Genomic DNA, 14,338 nt, shown 5'->3' on the forward strand with positions numbered 1-14,338 from the left:
CGGCGTGCCTGTTGGCGCCCGGTTTGTTCCGTGCCTGGGCGCGGCCGGTTAGTTGCAAAAGGATCGCTCGCGCGCGACTCCCGAAAGTCCTCACCTTTCGCGCGACGTAAGCGCTGCGCTCATTCAATCGATGCGTTTTTCAGCCCATGCACCGCGACGACGTTCTTCATCACGTCGACGATCGCCGTTCTAACCTGCGCGGGCAGATGGCCGAAAAACTCGTCGTCGTTCTGATCGCCCAGTTGTGCCAGTTCAGGGACGAGCGCCCGTGCGGCATCGCTTAACGCGATCAGATGATTGCGGCGGTCTTCGTCGACCGTCTCGCGTTCGAGCAGCCCTTTCGCCTCGATCCGCGCCAGCAGCCTGGACACCGCGCCCTTGCTGATGCCCGTGCGCGCGGCGAGCGCGGTTGCCGACGTGGGCCCCGACGCGTAGATCTCGCGCAACAGCACCCACTCAGAAACCGTGACACCATGTGCTTCCATCTTCGTCTGGAACCCGTGCGACACGTGATTCGACACGAGGCGCAACCAGTAACCGACGTGCGCTTCGACATCGCTGACGGGGCTTGTGCGCGCAGCCCGCGCCGGCTTCCTGCGAGACGGCCCGACCGCACTGCGCTTTTGACGGGAACCTTGCATCGACGTGAGCGAACCTTCAGAAAAGGAAGCAACGGAGAGAATGCGATATTAGTTTCCTAGGAAACCATTGGCAACTTGTCGCACCGTCCAGGCGACCCCCGAATTCCCTCACCTTCAGTTTCGAAGTGCGCGCACAGGTGCGCATATCCTCACCTCGGCCGCTCCCGAATCTTCTCACCTACCGGTATCGACACGTGCGCCGCAGAATATAATCGGAGCCGACGGTCGATTACTCGTCGCGAGGCGGCAGCGCGTTGCGCCGCCTCTTCCCCGCTGGCATCACGCAGCTCGAACGGCAGTTCCTGACAATCCGGCAAAGGAGAAAGAATGAATACAAACGGCGCGAGCAGAATCCTCAGCGCAGTGTTCGCGGTGGCAATCGCGACTTGCGCGACCTATGCGAACGCACAAACGCGCGAGATGCCGACCGACGCGTCGATGCAAAGCCAGGCGGCCCCAGCGGCTTCGAACCGGAACAACAACCGGTCCGACAGCGCGATCGTCCGCGACGTCCGCCGTGCTTTCACGCGCACGACGAACCTCAATTCGGCGAATATCCGTGTCGACTCGCGCCACGGCGTCGTTACGCTGAGCGGCACGGTGCCCCAGCAATCGCAAATCGCGCGAGCCGGCAACGCCGCGCGATCGGTTCGCGGCGTCAGAAGCGTGCATAACCGGCTGACCGTGCGACGGCGCGCCAATCAGTGAGCGCGGCGTGGCGGCATCGGTCAGACGGATCGATGCCGCCTGTTCGACCTTCCCCCTATATCGGTCTTGCTCCCCACGTCATTCAGAGTGCGCAGCGTTGCGCCCCGTACATAATTTCTGCTCTGCTTAAGAAACAGGTTGACCTCGGCGGAAGGCGACCTCTAGAATCAAAAAATCATCATCAATGGGGCTCACGCCTTGGACACCTGCAGTAGCCGAATTTCGAACAGATTCGCTGCCTGACCGGCAGGACGTCCGCGCTCTCTTCATCAGCCGCCGTCTTGCCAGCAGGCAGACGGTGCGCGCCGCAGTCTTTTCCCGTGCACCTTACATAACGTCGTATCCGCATGACAGGAACGCCGCGTTCAAACGCGTCCCTACGCTGATACGGCATCGCATCGCGAGCCTCGCGCCCGCGGTCGCGTTTGCGCGCGCGTTGTCGGTCAACGCAGTCAGTTCAACGCAATGCGCGCGAACGCGTGGATAAACACGTGTGGAGCGAGCGTACGCAGTGCCTGCTACATACCGACAAGGAGCCGCCATGCCTGACAGTGACAGTTATCCCTTATGCCGCTTCCCCGTTCTATTAACTGAGGAAAGCGAGTAGACCTCCACCGCCGCGCCCGGACATACGCGGCCTCCGTGTCTGCTGGCTTTCCACCAGCGCGCCGAAACCGGCGCACGGAGATCCCTCATGCAATTCGGCCTCCTTCTTTCGAAGTTCCCGCGCGTGCAGGAATCGCGCGCCTTTTACGACGCGCTGCTCGTGCTGCAACCTCGCGAATCGCGTCCGTTCATCGCCTTCTGCCGGCGCGTGATGTCGCGCGTGGCATAGCGTTTCGCGATCCGACCTTCGACAAATACAACCAGGAGAGAACGACATGTCTACTCCGACGAACATTTCCACGGCACGCACCGCCGTGCTCGATTCGGCACACGTTGGCGATATCAAGGGCGCGCTCGGCACGATCGCTCACCATGACATCGCGCCGCGCACCAGCTGGTGGGCGCGCGTGCGCACGCTGCTCGCGATCCTCGGCCCCGGGCTGATCGTGATGGTCGGCGACAACGACGCGGGCGCATTCGGCACCTACACGCAGGCCGGCCAGAACTACGGCACCACGTTGCTGTGGACCATGCTGTTGCTGGTGCCGGTGCTGTTCGTCAATCAGGAGATGGTGTTGCGGCTCGGCGCGGTGACGGGCGTCGGCCACGCACGGCTCATCTTCGAGCGCTTCGGCAAGTTCTGGGGCGCGTTCAGCGTCGTCGATCTGTTCCTGCTGAACGCGCTGACCATCGTGACGGAATTCATCGGCATCACGTTCGTGCTCGACTTCTTCGGCGTCTCGAAGATTGCCGGCGTGTGCATCGCCGCGGCGCTGACGATGGCCGCCGTCAGCACCGGCGACTTCCGCCGCTTCGAACGCTTCGCGGTCGTGCTGTGCGTGTTGAGCCTGCTGCTCGTGCCGGTGCTCGTGTCGATTCATCCTCCGGTCGGCCAGATCGCGCGCGACTTCTTCATTCCGAACTGGCCCGCGCATTCGAAGCTGTCCGACGTGATGCTGCTCGTGATCGGCATCGTCGGCACGACGGTGGCGCCCTGGCAGTTGTTCTTCCAGCAGAGCTATGTGGTCGACAAGCGCATCACGCCGCGCTTCATGAACTACGAAAAGGCCGACCTGTGGATCGGCATCGTGTTCGTGCTGATCGGCGCCGTCGCGATGATCTCGTTCAGCGCGGCGCTGTTCGACGGCCGGCCCGAGTTCGGCAACTTCGCGGACGCAGGCGGTGTGATTGCGGGTCTAGAGAAATACGCGGGACGTACCCCCGCGGTGCTGTTTGCGATCGCGCTGTTCGATGCTTGCGTGATCGGCGCGGCAGCCGTGTCGCTATCGACCGCCTATGCGATCGGCGATGTGTTCAAGATCCGCCATTCGCTGCACCGTGGCGTGTCGGATGCGAAGGGCTTCTATCTCGTGTACTTCGCGATCGTCGGGGCAGCCGCGGCTTTGGTGCTGATTCCTGGCAGCCCGCTCGGCCTGTTGACCGAAGCGGTGCAGACGCTTGCCGGCGTATTGCTGCCAAGCGCGACCGTGTTCCTGCTGCTGCTGTGCAACGACCGCGCGGTGCTCGGGCCATGGGCCAACTCGAAGAAGCTCAATCTGTTTACCGGCGCGGTGATCTGGGTGCTCGTGATGCTGTCGATCATCCTGACCGCGTCGGTGATCTATCCGGACATCGCGGCGGACACGATCATCGAAGTCCTTGCGGGCGGCACGTTGCTCGCCGTCGTCGGGTATACGGCGAGCATCGGGATTCGCAAACTGCGGGGCGAGTCCGCGACCGAGCCGGCTCCGGTCTATGCGAAAGATGCGCGCAACAATTGGCGCATGCCGCCGCTCGACGAACTGCCGCCGCCGCGTCTGACGCTCGCCAAACGCCTTTGGATGGGCGTGCTGCGCGGCTATCTGCTGCTCGCGATCGCACTCGTGATCGTCAAGGTCGTGCAGATGGCATTGCTGAAGTAGTGCGAAAGGTGAGGAGTTCCAGGAGGTCCGGACAATGGTGAGGTTTTTCGGGAGCCGTGTCCGGAGCGACCAGACAAGCGCTGCCGAGGCCTAAGCGGACCGGCAGCGCTTCGAATCACTCATTGCCCTTTCCACGCCCGCGGCACCCGGTGAAAATTGCGGTCGAAGTAAATCAGACTGTCGCCGTCGGCACGCACGCGAATCCGCGTGGTCTCCACGAACATGACCGAGTGCGAGCCGACCTCCTTCGCTTCCACGATCTTCCCCTGCAAGCTCGCGAGCGCGCCGCGCAGCACCGGCACGTCGTTTTCACCCTGATCCCACACAGGCAGCTTGAAGCGGTCCTCCATCGAAAGACTGGTCATGCCCGCAAAGTGACGCGCGATACTTTCGAGGCTCGCCGGCAGCACGTTGATACACACATCGCGGTTTCCGACGAACACCGCGTGCATCGCGCTCGACCGGTTCAGGCAGATCAGCAGCGTCGGCGGCGCATCGGTGACCGAGCACACCGCGCTCGCCGTGATGCCGCAGCAGCCGTGCGGACCGGCCGTGGTGATCACGTTGACCGCGGCGCCGAGGTGCGCCATCGCCTGCCTGAACTGCTGGCGGTTTTCATCGATCCCGGCATCAGCCTGGATTGCTTGGCTCGACATGTTGAAGTCTCCTGTGTTCGGTTGCCGGTCGTCGGAAGATGAACCGGAAGTGTTAGCGAGTGCTTTGCGGCCGCTTTTCGGCCAGCTATGATGAAAGCCCTCTGACGATCATTCCCGCGTGCCATTTCCGCGCACGCGTCTGCCCATTCCAATGCCGCGAAGCGACCGCCCTCCCGTCACCGATGCCGCCCCCATCGTCTATATCGTCGACGACGACAACGGCATGCGCACGTCGCTCGCGTGGCTGCTCGAATCGGTCGGCATCCAGTCGCAGGGCTTCGTCAGTGCGGCGGATTTCCTGCGCGCCTTCGACCTCAACGTGCCTGGCTGTCTCGTGCTCGACGTCCGCATGCCGGAGGTCAGCGGCTTCGACGTGCAGGAAGAGCTGAACCGTCGCGGCGCCACCTTGCCGATCATTTTCGTCAGCGGCCACGGCGATATCCCGATGTCGGTGCGCGCGTTGCAGCACGGCGCGATCGACTTCGTCGAGAAGCCGTACAACTCGCAGCAGATGCTCGAACGCATCCAACGCGCGATGAAACTCGCGTCGCAGCGTCACGCGAAACACATGCGCCAGCTCGAACTGCGCGAGCGGATCAACTCGCTCACGTCGCGCGAGAAGGAAGTGCTGCACGGTTTGATCGAGGGCAAACCGAGCAAGGTGATTGCCTCGGACCTGTCGATCAGCGTGAAAACCGTCGACGTACATCGCGCGAGCATCAAGGAGAAGCTCGGGGCTTCGTCGATTCCGACGCTCGTGCGCGGCGTGCTCGAAGTGTGGGGCTCACCGGACGAGCGCACGGAATGACGCAGCCGCCTTTGCACACGCATCAGCGCATGTACAGGCCTCCGTTGACGTCCCAGCACGCGCCGTTGGCGAAATAGGCGTCGCCGGAAGCGAGCATCACTGCGACATCGGCGACATACGATGCCGCTCCCAGCTTTCCGACGGGTATCCCTTCGATCACCTTCGCCAGTTTGTCCGCCGGCACGCTTTCGTGAACGATCGGCAAATCGAGCGGCCCGGGCGAGATCGCGTTGACCGTCACGCCGCGCGCGGCGAGATCGCGCGCGAAGACCTTGGTCAGCGTCAACACGCCGCCCTTCGCGGCCGCATAATGCGCGCCCGTGGCCGAGCCGCCGTTCTGCCCCGCCAGCGATGCGATATTGACGATGCGGCCCACGCCGCGCTGCGCGAAGTACTGGCCGAATACCTGGCAGCCGAACAGCACGCTGCGCAGATTCACGTTGATGACCTGATCGAACTGCTCGGCGGTGATGTCCATCACGGGCACGACCTTCGAGGCGCCCGCATTGTTGACGAGCGCATCTACCGCGCCCCAGCGTTCGAGCAGCGCGTCGCGCGCCGCTTCGAAATCCGCCTTGCGCGTGACGTCGAGCCGGATCGCGCAGGCGCTCGAACCGTCGCTGCTCAGTTCATGCGCTAGCGCTTGCGCGGGTTCGATCGCGATATCGGCCAGTGCGACCTTGTAACCTGCCTCGTGAAAACGACGCGCGAGCACTTCACCCAGTCCGCGCGCGGCGCCCGTCACGAGCGCGATTCTGTTCGACATGTTGCTGACTCCTTGATTACGTTCAGGCGGATCGCGCGAGCCGCGCTTCGATATGCGCGGCGACCGCGCACACCTTTTCGTCGTCGTTCTTGCGACCGATGATCTGCAGGCCCGCCTTCAGCGTCGAGTGCTCGATCGGAACCGGTAGCGTCAACGCCGGATGCCCGCTCAGGTTGAACGGCCGGATCAACGACGACATGCCGATCACCGACGTGCCGGCGCGTGCCGCTTCAAGCGTGATCGGCAATGACGGCATCGTCGGCAGCACGAGTACGTCGACACGGTCGAGCGCGCGGTCCACTTCGTCGGCAAACGCCTGCCGCACGCGTTCGGCCGCGTCGAGATCGGCGGCGCTGGTGGTCGCGGCTGCGCGCAGGCGCGCGTCGATATCGGCGCCGAGCTTGCCGCTTGCCACCAGATGGCCGAACGCGCGCGAGGTCTCCGCGTTGATCACCGAGAGGCCGGCCGTGAATGCGTCCTTCAGCGACGCGAGTTCGATCGGTTGCGTGGCGAGCGTGGTCTTTGCGACAGCCTCCGCGACCGCTTTGGCGATGTCTTCGTCAGCATCGACTGCGACCATGCCGATACGCAGTTGCGAAACGTCGCGATGCGCGTCGTCCGCGCGAAACGAAGGATCGATCGCTGTCATTACGCGGATCAGCGTGCCCATGTCGCGCGTGAACGGCCCAACACAGTCGAGTGTCGTCACGCGCGGCGCCACGCCGTGCCGCGACACGCGGCCGAACGTCGGCTTCAGGCCGATCACGCCGCAGCATGCGGCGGGGCCGCGCACCGAGCCGCCGGTGTCGGTGCCGAGCGCGGCGTCGACGAGCTTCTGTCCGACCGCCGATGCGGACCCGCTCGACGAGCCGCCCGGAATGCGTGCCGCGTCCTGCGGATTGAGCGGCGTGCCGCTAAAGTCGTTGATCCCGGTCATGCCGAACGCGAGCTCGTGCATGTTGGTTTTGCCGGTGATGCGCCAGCCGGCGTCGAGCAAACGCTGCACGACTTCGGCGTGCTCCGGTGCAGGCGGTGCGTCGGCGAGCGCGCGGCTTGCCGCCGTCGTCGCGTAGCCGGCGATGTCGATGCTGTCCTTGATCGCGATCGTCGGCGCGTCGGCGTTGTCCGTCGCGCTCAGATCGAAGGTCTGCAGAAATGCGCTCATGCCGAAACTCCCAAGGCCGGGTTGACTTGCCACGGTGCATCGAAAAGACGCTCGGTACGGAAATGGCGGATCAGCCATGTCGCGCCCGCATCGTGAGCGGCGGGCACGAAGTCCACTTCAAGACGCGCCGCGATCAGTTCGGCTTTCGCATCGACATAACCCGAAGCCTGCAACATGATCCAGCGACCCTTCGCCGTCTCGCCGTTCACCTCGATGTGCTCCGCGGTCAGAAAGTGCACGTTGGTCGCGAAGTGCGGCGTGGGCGGCAGATAACGCTGCAGCATCGCGACGATCTGCGCCGGCCCTTCGAGACGCCCGAACTTGTTCGCGTACTGCGGGCCGATGCCTTCCCAGATCGCATCCTCGGCGAACAGCGCGGCGAGCGCTTCGCCTTCGAGCGCGCGCACCGGCACATCGCACAGCGCCATGTAGCGCGCGATCGTGTTGCGCACCGCGTTCTGCGCTTCGAGCGCCTTGACGCGCGCGAGCAGCGCGTCGATAGCCGCTGCGCTTACCGCCTCGGTCATCGCGTCACGCATGGTTGGCGACCGCCGGCGGCACCGTCAGCGCACGGCCCACGCGCGCCTCGATCTTGCCGTAGCGCCACAGGTTGTAGTCGCCGACCGGCGTCGTCCGATACAGATTGCACACGGCCACCGCGGTATCGAAGTCGGCGACGTCGGCCATGATGTAGAACGTCCACGGCGCGCCGTCGGCATTGCCGACCACGAGCCGGTCGTCGTCCATCACGCCCAGCACGCGCACGTTTTCCATCGCTTCGATCGCGCTCAGCATCTTGCCGTACGCTTGCCACACCTCGCCGATCTGTTCGCGCGGCAAGTCGAAGAAGTTCTGCGTGACGCCGCAGCAGAACAGCACACGCAAAGGCAGGTTTCGGTTGTCGCTCATGGGGACGTTCCTTGGTTCGATTGATTGAAAAGAGCTCACAGATAGCCGGGAATCGGCTGCACGCCGACGAACACGGCGCCGGCTCCGTCGTAATTGCCTTCGCCGAGGAAGGCGTGTTGCGTGACTACCATCGCGTCGCGCGCGAGACGTTGCAGCGGATGGTTGCGATAGATCGCCATCGTGCCGCCCAGCCGATACGCGCGGTTCACCACATCCGCGCCCTGGTGCGCGATCTGCGTGGCCGACAGGCGCAGCAGGCTCACCTGATCGGGCGTTACGTCGTTGCCCGCGAGGATCGACTGCCACACGCTGTCGGTCGCTTCGTAGAAGAACGCGCGTGCCGAACGCAATTGCGCTTCGGCCTTCGCGAGTTCGATGCGGTAGTACGCACGGTCCGCCAGTTGCGGCGCACCGGTCGTCGTCTTGCGGCCGCCGGACATCGCGTTGGCAACATCGAGCGCCGCGCGCGCGAGGCCCAGATTGACCACCGCCAGCACTTGCGCCGCGTACGCGATGGTCGGATAGCGGTAGAGCGGCTCATCGACCGTCGGCGCGCCGCCGCGCACGAAGGTCCAGTCTTCTTCGACGAACTGGTTGGTGACGCGCAGATCGTGACTGCCGGTGCCTTGCATGCCGACCACGTTCCAGTTCTCGACGATCTCGACCTGCTCGGGTCGGAACACCGCGGTGCGCGGCTTGCCCGGCGCTTCGCCGGCCTTGCCCGTGCCGATGCCGACGCCGAGCCAGTCCGCGCCCTTGCAGCCGCTCGCGAATTTCCACGTACCGTTGACGCGATAGCCGTTCGCCTCGGGCGCCGCGTTTTGAACCGGAAAGAGACCGCCCGCGAACACCTGATCGGGACCGCTCGCGTAAATCTCGGCCTGGGTCGCGAGCGGCAATGCGGCGAGATACAGGTTGGCCGAGCCGAAGCTCGCGACCCACGCCGCGGAGCCGTCGACGGTCGCGATCCGTTCGATCAGCGCGAGAAATTCGCCGGGCGCGCGCGCATCGCCGCCGAAGCGCTTCGGCGTGGCCGCCCGATAGATGCCCGCGCGCTTGAGCATGTCGATCACATCGCGCGGCACGTGCGACAGGCGTTCGAACTCTTCGCGTCTCTTCGCGATTTCGGCGAGCGCGTCATCCAGTGCCTGTTCGGTGGATGGGGCGAGGTAGTCCTGCTTGTTGACAGCGGCGGCGAGCGACATGGACGTCTCCGTATCCTGTGACATCGATTAGTAAGTGGACGCGTGCTCCTTGCACACGGTGAAGCCAGTCTAGAAACGCCAATAAACGCGAACAATTGGGAAGAGATGACGCGGCTTAGGCAAATCTCCCCATACGGGTAAGGATTTCTTTAGCGATGCGTCGCAAGACCGGTGGTATGGTTGACGCCGTCGGCATTTGCGCATTGATCCCCTTCCCATGACCCCGCCCACCGAACATGATTTCCGCGTGCTGCTCGATGCGCTCAATCAGTGCGTGCTGCTGCACGACGCCGAGACCAAAGCGATCGTGTGGGCGAATCGCGCCGCGTGCGTCGCGCTCGGCTTTACGCTCGACGAACTGCTGCCGCTGAAGGCCCACGACATGACGCGCAACGACGCGCGCTACCGGCGCGAAATCGCCGTCGACGCAATGGACCGTTCGGCCCAACAGGGGCCACAAGCGTATGAGTGGTGCTATCGCTCGCGCACGGGCGTCGACATGTTGTCCGAAGCGATTGCGACGTATGTGCCGCTGAGCGGGCGACCGGTCGTGATGGTGCAGTTTCGCGACATCAGCGAAGAAGAGGCGATGCGTCAGAAGCTGCGCAGCTACGAAACGCGGTTGCGCGAGTACATGCAGGATCTCGACGAAGGCGTCGCGCTGATTGCGCGACGCGGCAAGGTCGCTTATCTGAGCGAGTCCGGACGGCGCGTGCTTGGCGTTGCGTCCGATGCGCCGCTCGGCGTGGCGCTCGACTATTGCACGCGCGAGGACCGCGACCGCCTCGCGAGCCAGCTGCGTGACGCGCCCCTTGAACATTCCACCGGCGCGCAGCGTTACCGGATCAAACGGCGTGACGGAGTTGAACGGTGGCTGCGCATTACGTGCCGGCGCGTCGATATCGCCGGTGAACTCAACGGCGTGCTCGTGCACTTTCGCGACGTCAGCGAAGAAGTGGCGTTGGAAGAAACGCGCCGCACCGACGCGCGCATGCTCGAATACGCGGGACGCTATAACGCGATGGGCGAAATGGCAACCGCGATCGCGCACGAGCTGAGTCAACCGCTCGCGGCGGTACGCAATTTCATCGAAGGCGCGATCCAGCGCCTGAATCAACCGGATGCGATCGACAGCGCGGTGTGGGGACTGCGCGCCGCGGACCGGCAAGCGGAGCACGCGGCGCTGATCATCAGGAGCGTGCGCGAATTCGTCGGCAAGCGCGAACCCGTCGCGACAGAAGTGGATTTGCGCGACGTGCTCACGGATGTCGCGTACTTCATTCAACTGCGCGCGCGCGATGAAGACGTGAGCGTCAACCTCGAACAGGCGACGCAGCCGCTGCCGATTCGTTGCGAACGCGTGCTGATCGGGCAGGTGATTCTGAATCTGGCGTTCAATGCGGTGGATGCGCTGACGGAAACGAAACAGGCCGGCCGTGTGATCACGCTGGCCACGTCGCGAAACGGTGACGTAGCCGAGCTTCACGTGATCGACAACGGCCCGGGCGTGTCCGACGACGTGCTCGACCGCCTGTTCGACGGCTTTTCTTCGTCGAAGGCGGCCGGCAACGGCATCGGGCTGTCGTTGTGCAAGAACATCGTTTCCCGCCACGACGGACGCATCTGGGCGCAGCGCGCGGCAACGGGCGGCCTCGACTGCCGCTTTGCGTTGCCGCTGCTGTCGCAGGCCTGAGCGCATCGCGAAGCTAGCGGCCCAGCGCCCGCGCGGTCTTGCCGCCGAGACCGAAGTCCGTGTTCGGGATGTCCTTGATCATCACGCGCGTGGAAGGCAGCGGCACGTCGAGGATCGTCGACATTGCTTCGGATAGCTGCGCAACCAACGCGACTTTCTGCGCATCGGTACGCCCGGCGATCAGGATCGCGATCGCGACCGGCAATGCGGCAGGCGTGAGCTTGCCGCCAAGACCGATGTTCGCCGCCGCCAGCTCCGACAACAGAATGCGCACGGACTCCGCGGGCGCGCCGATCGCCTGGACGGTCGCATCGGTCAAGCCTTGAATCAGCTGCGCCTTGCGTTCATCCGCATAGCCTTGCGGCAGATAGACTTCGAGTGTCGGCATGATGACCCGTCAGAGCAGGAAGCCGATCGCGCTCAGCGCATCGGTCGAATCGATCAGGCGGATCACCTTCTCAACCAGGCGCGGCTCGCCGCTCGCTATGCTGATCTTGTGCGTCAGATCGGCCGCGAAGATCGTCGGCGTGCCGCGCTTGTACGCGATGATGATCTGCGACGATTTCACTTCGACCCTGTCCGCGCTGTCGCTCGCGAGCGTGAAGCGCGACACCGTGCGCACCGTGCGCGCCGCATCCGACGCGGACGCCGAATAGCCGGACGTCATGCGCTGCACGCGCAACTCGCGCATGTGCTGATCGTCGTATGCGTAGTTCAGCGTGGCTGCGTAGTCGGTCGTGTTCGGATCGATCGGCACCACGTAGTGGCCGGCCGGGTCCCACAACTCCAGCCACTCGCGGTAGTCGCGACGATCGAGCAATTCGGCTTCGCGCCAGATGAATTCGATCGCGCGCGCAAAGGTCTGGTGGGAAAAGAGTGCGTTTCTGTCGTCCATCATGCCTGCTCCATCATTGCGCGCCATTGCCTGTAGGCTTCGCGCATGCCGGTTTCGTCGGTTGCGTGTGCGGTTTTCTCGCCGTTCGCGGCGGTCGTTTCGCGATTCAGACCGCGATTGACGAGGATCGGTACGTCCGCTCCCGCATGCGAGCCGCGCTGTACGCGCTCCCACGCTTCAGCGTCGTCGGGGCTGCCGAAGCCGAACGGGCCCTGGAAGTGTTCGTGAATGCGCAGGCGCACACGGTTCGCTTCGTCGGGGCCGCCGTCCATCGCGAGCGCGACGTGGCGGATCTCCGTTTCCTCGGCGGAAATGGGCCTCAGCACGCGGAAGAACGCCATCGACAGCGCGAGGTTCGGGAACAGGTTCAGGTTGAAGCCGACGCCCATCAGCGAGCGCACGATGCGGCGCACTTCTTCCGGCGTGTGTTTCTGCGCGAGCTGCGCGGCGAGTTCGCTGAAGCGCTCGGGCAGCGGCGCGCCGTCGTCCTTGTCGAGATCGACGATCTCGGGCACCAGCACCGCGAGGCTGTGACCGTTGCCGAGCGAGCGGCAGAACGCCTGGTCGCTCGTCATGAAGCTGGTGATCGCGGCGGCGGTCTCGTCGTCGATCGACTTCATCCACGACTTGTGCACGACCGGGAAGTGGTACAGGTCCGTGGTGTTCTCGAGCTGGATCTTCCAGTTGCCCTTGAACTTGAACTTGTGCTCGCCGTTCGCCTTGATCGGATAACCCGCGCCCTGCTTCATGAAAAGGTCGATCCACGGCTTCGCGCCGCCGAGGAAGTCTTCGAGCGGTTCGATCGTTTCGTTGAAGCTCGCGAAGATCAGGCCTTGATAGACGCCCACGCGCAGCTTCTTCAGCGGCAGATCGCCCTTCTCGCACACGCCTTCGTAGCCGTCACCGTATGGCAGCGCGCGCAGCGTGCCGTCGAGCGCATACGACCAGCTGTGATACGGGCACGTAAAGCCCTTCGCATTGCCCTTGTGCTCTTCGCACACCGTCGCGCCGCGATGACGGCAGCGATTCTGCAGCACGTTGACCGCGCCGCTCTTGTCGCGCACGACGATCACCGGCTGGCGGCCTATCGTCGTCGTGATGAAATCGCCGGGCTTCGGCAACTCGCTGTCGTGCGCGACCCAGATCCACGTCTTGTAGAAGATCCGATCGAGCTCGGCTTCGAACAGCTCGGGATCGTAGTACAGGGAAGGCGCGATGCGATCGGCCTCGGCGCGCTTCGCTAAAGCGCTCGTGTCGATGGTTTGATAGGTGGGCGTACTCATCGTATGCGGGGAAAGTTGCGTGGTTGGAATGAAGACGCACATCAGCGCATCCTCTCGTTGACATCAGTCTCGCTTTGCGACGATCATGCGTCAAATCGATTAAAAACAGGTCGCCGGATAAATCCGGCTGATATCTAAGGTTCCCCATGACTTCCATCGACCACGTCGATCTCAATCTGCTGAGGGTGTTTCAGGCGATCGTCGAGGAGCGCAGCCTGACGAAAGCGGGCGAACGCCTCGCGCTGTCGCAGCCCGCGGTCAGCTATTCGCTCGGCCGTCTGCGCACGATGTTCGACGACCCGCTCTTCATCCGCACGCGCGCCGGCATGCAGCCGACGCCCGTCGCGCTCGAACTCGCGGAGATCGTCGGCCACGCGCTCGATACCGTGCGCCAGGCGTTGCGTTACGCGGAACGTTTCGATCCGACGACGAGCACGCGCACGTTCCGTCTGTCGCTATCGGATGCGGGCGAAATGGCCTATCTGCCCGCGCTGTGCGCGGCGCTGCAAAAGTCCGCGCCGCGCGTGAAGCTGGTGGTCGAGCCGTTGCCGGTCGAGGAGATGGAGGAGGCGCTGCGCTCGAGCCGGCTCGACTTCGCGATCGGCAATCTGCCGTCGCTACTGCCGCGCACGCGGCATAGCCTGCTGTTCGAGGAATCGTATGTGTGCATGACGCGCAAGCGCCGCGACCTGCCGAGCGGCGACACGCTGAAGCTCGAACGCTTTCTCGCCGCGTCGCATATCCAGGTGCGCTCGCTCGAACATAGCCACCATGCGCTCGACGACGCGCTGCGCGCGCAAGGCGTCGGCCGCAATATCGCGTTCGCGTTGCCGCACTTTGTCGCGGTGCCCGGCGTGCTCGCCGCGACGGATCTGTTCGCGACGCTGCCCGAACGGCTTGCGCATATCCTCAATCGCGGCGACGCGTTCCGGATCTACGCACTGCCCGTGCCGCTGCCGAAGGCCGCCGTGACGATGCACTGGCACGAGCACTTCCACGAGGACGAAGGCATCGCGTGGATGCGCGGCCTCATCACCGAGATCCTCGCGAGCTTCGAGAAGATGTGACTGCGCCGGAGCGA

General features: G+C 64.2%; 16 protein-coding genes. 6 read left to right on the plus strand and 10 right to left on the minus strand.

The annotated features are described in order from the left end of the window. Positions 1-119: 119 nt before the first annotated feature. Positions 120-641, minus strand: coding sequence for a MarR family winged helix-turn-helix transcriptional regulator (locus tag EVC45_RS00310; protein WP_129956051.1), 522 nt, complete (start codon positions 639-641; stop codon positions 120-122). Between the two features lie 327 nt (positions 642-968). On the opposite strand from EVC45_RS00310, the gene EVC45_RS00315 reads away from it, so the two are divergent. From EVC45_RS00315 to EVC45_RS00320, 3 genes are all read left to right on the plus strand, one after another. Next, entirely contained in the window at positions 969-1,349 is a 381-nt protein-coding gene (locus EVC45_RS00315) for a BON domain-containing protein (protein WP_129956052.1), read from the plus strand. A 694-nt stretch (positions 1,350-2,043) separates the two neighbouring features. Then, positions 2,044-2,184 carry a hypothetical protein gene (locus EVC45_RS45440; protein WP_168991373.1) on the plus strand — a complete coding sequence of 47 codons (141 nt, stop codon included), beginning with the start codon at positions 2,044-2,046 and terminating at the stop codon, positions 2,182-2,184. A 46-nt stretch (positions 2,185-2,230) separates the two neighbouring features. Then, a complete protein-coding gene (locus tag EVC45_RS00320) occupies positions 2,231-3,877 on the plus strand; it encodes an NRAMP family divalent metal transporter (RefSeq protein ID WP_129956053.1) in 1,647 nt (548 codons plus the stop codon). A 119-nt stretch (positions 3,878-3,996) separates the two neighbouring features. Here EVC45_RS00320 and hpaC read toward each other — a convergent pair whose 3' ends face one another. Further along, a complete protein-coding gene (hpaC, locus tag EVC45_RS00325; protein ID WP_129956054.1) occupies positions 3,997-4,533 on the minus strand; it encodes a 4-hydroxyphenylacetate 3-monooxygenase, reductase component in 537 nt (178 codons plus the stop codon). Between the two features lie 151 nt (positions 4,534-4,684). Here hpaC and EVC45_RS00330 point away from each other — a divergent pair, with 151 nt between their 5' ends. After that, positions 4,685-5,341 (plus strand): response regulator transcription factor, encoded by a 657-nt coding sequence (locus EVC45_RS00330; protein WP_129956055.1) that lies wholly within the window; start codon positions 4,685-4,687, stop codon positions 5,339-5,341. 22 nt (positions 5,342-5,363) lie between these two features. Here EVC45_RS00330 and EVC45_RS00335 read toward each other — a convergent pair whose 3' ends face one another. From EVC45_RS00335 to EVC45_RS00355, 5 genes are read right to left on the minus strand one after another with little or no spacing between them, the layout of a single operon-like run. Then, a complete protein-coding gene (locus EVC45_RS00335; RefSeq protein WP_129956056.1) occupies positions 5,364-6,107 on the minus strand; it encodes an SDR family NAD(P)-dependent oxidoreductase in 744 nt (247 codons plus the stop codon). Positions 6,108-6,129: 22 nt separating this feature from the next. Then, positions 6,130-7,272 carry an amidase gene (locus EVC45_RS00340; RefSeq protein WP_129956057.1) on the minus strand — a complete coding sequence of 381 codons (1,143 nt, stop codon included), beginning with the start codon at positions 7,270-7,272 and terminating at the stop codon, positions 6,130-6,132. Beyond that, complete coding sequence (locus EVC45_RS00345) at positions 7,269-7,811, minus strand: nuclear transport factor 2 family protein (protein ID WP_248294993.1); 543 nt, start codon at positions 7,809-7,811, stop codon at positions 7,269-7,271. The genes EVC45_RS00340 and EVC45_RS00345 overlap by 4 nt, the downstream gene beginning before the upstream one ends. Further along, positions 7,804-8,181, minus strand: a complete 378-nt coding sequence (locus tag EVC45_RS00350; RefSeq protein ID WP_129956058.1) for a hypothetical protein — start codon at positions 8,179-8,181, stop codon at positions 7,804-7,806. Before EVC45_RS00350 ends, EVC45_RS00345 begins: the two co-directional genes overlap by 8 nt. 35 nt (positions 8,182-8,216) lie before the next feature. Continuing rightward, the gene (locus EVC45_RS00355) at positions 8,217-9,386 is read right to left on the minus strand and encodes an acyl-CoA dehydrogenase family protein (RefSeq protein ID WP_129956059.1); all 1,170 of its coding nucleotides are present in this window, start codon (positions 9,384-9,386) and stop codon (positions 8,217-8,219) included. 217 nt (positions 9,387-9,603) lie between these two features. On the opposite strand from EVC45_RS00355, the gene EVC45_RS00360 reads away from it, so the two are divergent. Continuing rightward, positions 9,604-11,079 carry an ATP-binding protein gene (locus EVC45_RS00360; protein ID WP_129956060.1) on the plus strand — a complete coding sequence of 492 codons (1,476 nt, stop codon included), beginning with the start codon at positions 9,604-9,606 and terminating at the stop codon, positions 11,077-11,079. Positions 11,080-11,092: 13 nt separating this feature from the next. On the opposite strand, the gene EVC45_RS00365 is transcribed toward EVC45_RS00360, so the two are convergent. The 3 genes from EVC45_RS00365 to EVC45_RS00375 are packed head-to-tail and all read right to left on the minus strand — an operon-like array spanning position 11,093 to position 13,257. Continuing rightward, positions 11,093-11,467, minus strand: coding sequence for a tautomerase family protein (locus tag EVC45_RS00365; RefSeq protein WP_129956061.1), 375 nt, complete (start codon positions 11,465-11,467; stop codon positions 11,093-11,095). A 9-nt stretch (positions 11,468-11,476) separates the two neighbouring features. Beyond that, the gene (locus EVC45_RS00370) at positions 11,477-11,977 is read right to left on the minus strand and encodes an aromatic-ring-hydroxylating dioxygenase subunit beta (protein ID WP_129956062.1); all 501 of its coding nucleotides are present in this window, start codon (positions 11,975-11,977) and stop codon (positions 11,477-11,479) included. Next, positions 11,974-13,257 carry a Rieske 2Fe-2S domain-containing protein gene (locus EVC45_RS00375; RefSeq protein WP_129956063.1) on the minus strand — a complete coding sequence of 428 codons (1,284 nt, stop codon included), beginning with the start codon at positions 13,255-13,257 and terminating at the stop codon, positions 11,974-11,976. The genes EVC45_RS00370 and EVC45_RS00375 overlap by 4 nt, the downstream gene beginning before the upstream one ends. A gap of 146 nt (positions 13,258-13,403) precedes the next feature. Here EVC45_RS00375 and EVC45_RS00380 point away from each other — a divergent pair, with 146 nt between their 5' ends. Next, entirely contained in the window at positions 13,404-14,324 is a 921-nt protein-coding gene (locus tag EVC45_RS00380; protein ID WP_129956064.1) for a LysR family transcriptional regulator, read from the plus strand. Positions 14,325-14,338 lie beyond the last annotated feature (14 nt).

This window comes from Paraburkholderia sp. UYCP14C, from assembly GCF_004197395.1.
Classification (GTDB): domain Bacteria; phylum Pseudomonadota; class Gammaproteobacteria; order Burkholderiales; family Burkholderiaceae; genus Paraburkholderia.

What these genes read in the sequence shown, in the direction of transcription:
- EVC45_RS00310 (WP_129956051.1), bottom strand. Translation starts at nt 641, where the DNA reads ATGCAAGGTTCCCGTCAAAAGCGCAGTGCGGTCGGGCCGTCTCGCAGG.
- EVC45_RS00315 (WP_129956052.1), top strand. Translation starts at nt 969, where the DNA reads ATGAATACAAACGGCGCGAGCAGAATCCTCAGCGCAGTGTTCGCGGTG.
- EVC45_RS45440 (WP_168991373.1), top strand. Translation starts at nt 2,044, where the DNA reads ATGCAATTCGGCCTCCTTCTTTCGAAGTTCCCGCGCGTGCAGGAATCG.
- EVC45_RS00320 (WP_129956053.1), top strand. Translation starts at nt 2,231, where the DNA reads ATGTCTACTCCGACGAACATTTCCACGGCACGCACCGCCGTGCTCGAT.
- hpaC (WP_129956054.1), bottom strand. Translation starts at nt 4,533, where the DNA reads ATGTCGAGCCAAGCAATCCAGGCTGATGCCGGGATCGATGAAAACCGC.
- EVC45_RS00330 (WP_129956055.1), top strand. Translation starts at nt 4,685, where the DNA reads ATGCCGCGAAGCGACCGCCCTCCCGTCACCGATGCCGCCCCCATCGTC.
- EVC45_RS00335 (WP_129956056.1), bottom strand. Translation starts at nt 6,107, where the DNA reads ATGTCGAACAGAATCGCGCTCGTGACGGGCGCCGCGCGCGGACTGGGT.
- EVC45_RS00340 (WP_129956057.1), bottom strand. Translation starts at nt 7,272, where the DNA reads ATGAGCGCATTTCTGCAGACCTTCGATCTGAGCGCGACGGACAACGCC.
- EVC45_RS00345 (WP_248294993.1), bottom strand. Translation starts at nt 7,811, where the DNA reads ATGCGTGACGCGATGACCGAGGCGGTAAGCGCAGCGGCTATCGACGCG.
- EVC45_RS00350 (WP_129956058.1), bottom strand. Translation starts at nt 8,181, where the DNA reads ATGAGCGACAACCGAAACCTGCCTTTGCGTGTGCTGTTCTGCTGCGGC.
- EVC45_RS00355 (WP_129956059.1), bottom strand. Translation starts at nt 9,386, where the DNA reads ATGTCGCTCGCCGCCGCTGTCAACAAGCAGGACTACCTCGCCCCATCC.
- EVC45_RS00360 (WP_129956060.1), top strand. Translation starts at nt 9,604, where the DNA reads ATGACCCCGCCCACCGAACATGATTTCCGCGTGCTGCTCGATGCGCTC.
- EVC45_RS00365 (WP_129956061.1), bottom strand. Translation starts at nt 11,467, where the DNA reads ATGCCGACACTCGAAGTCTATCTGCCGCAAGGCTATGCGGATGAACGC.
- EVC45_RS00370 (WP_129956062.1), bottom strand. Translation starts at nt 11,977, where the DNA reads ATGATGGACGACAGAAACGCACTCTTTTCCCACCAGACCTTTGCGCGC.
- EVC45_RS00375 (WP_129956063.1), bottom strand. Translation starts at nt 13,257, where the DNA reads ATGAGTACGCCCACCTATCAAACCATCGACACGAGCGCTTTAGCGAAG.
- EVC45_RS00380 (WP_129956064.1), top strand. Translation starts at nt 13,404, where the DNA reads ATGACTTCCATCGACCACGTCGATCTCAATCTGCTGAGGGTGTTTCAG.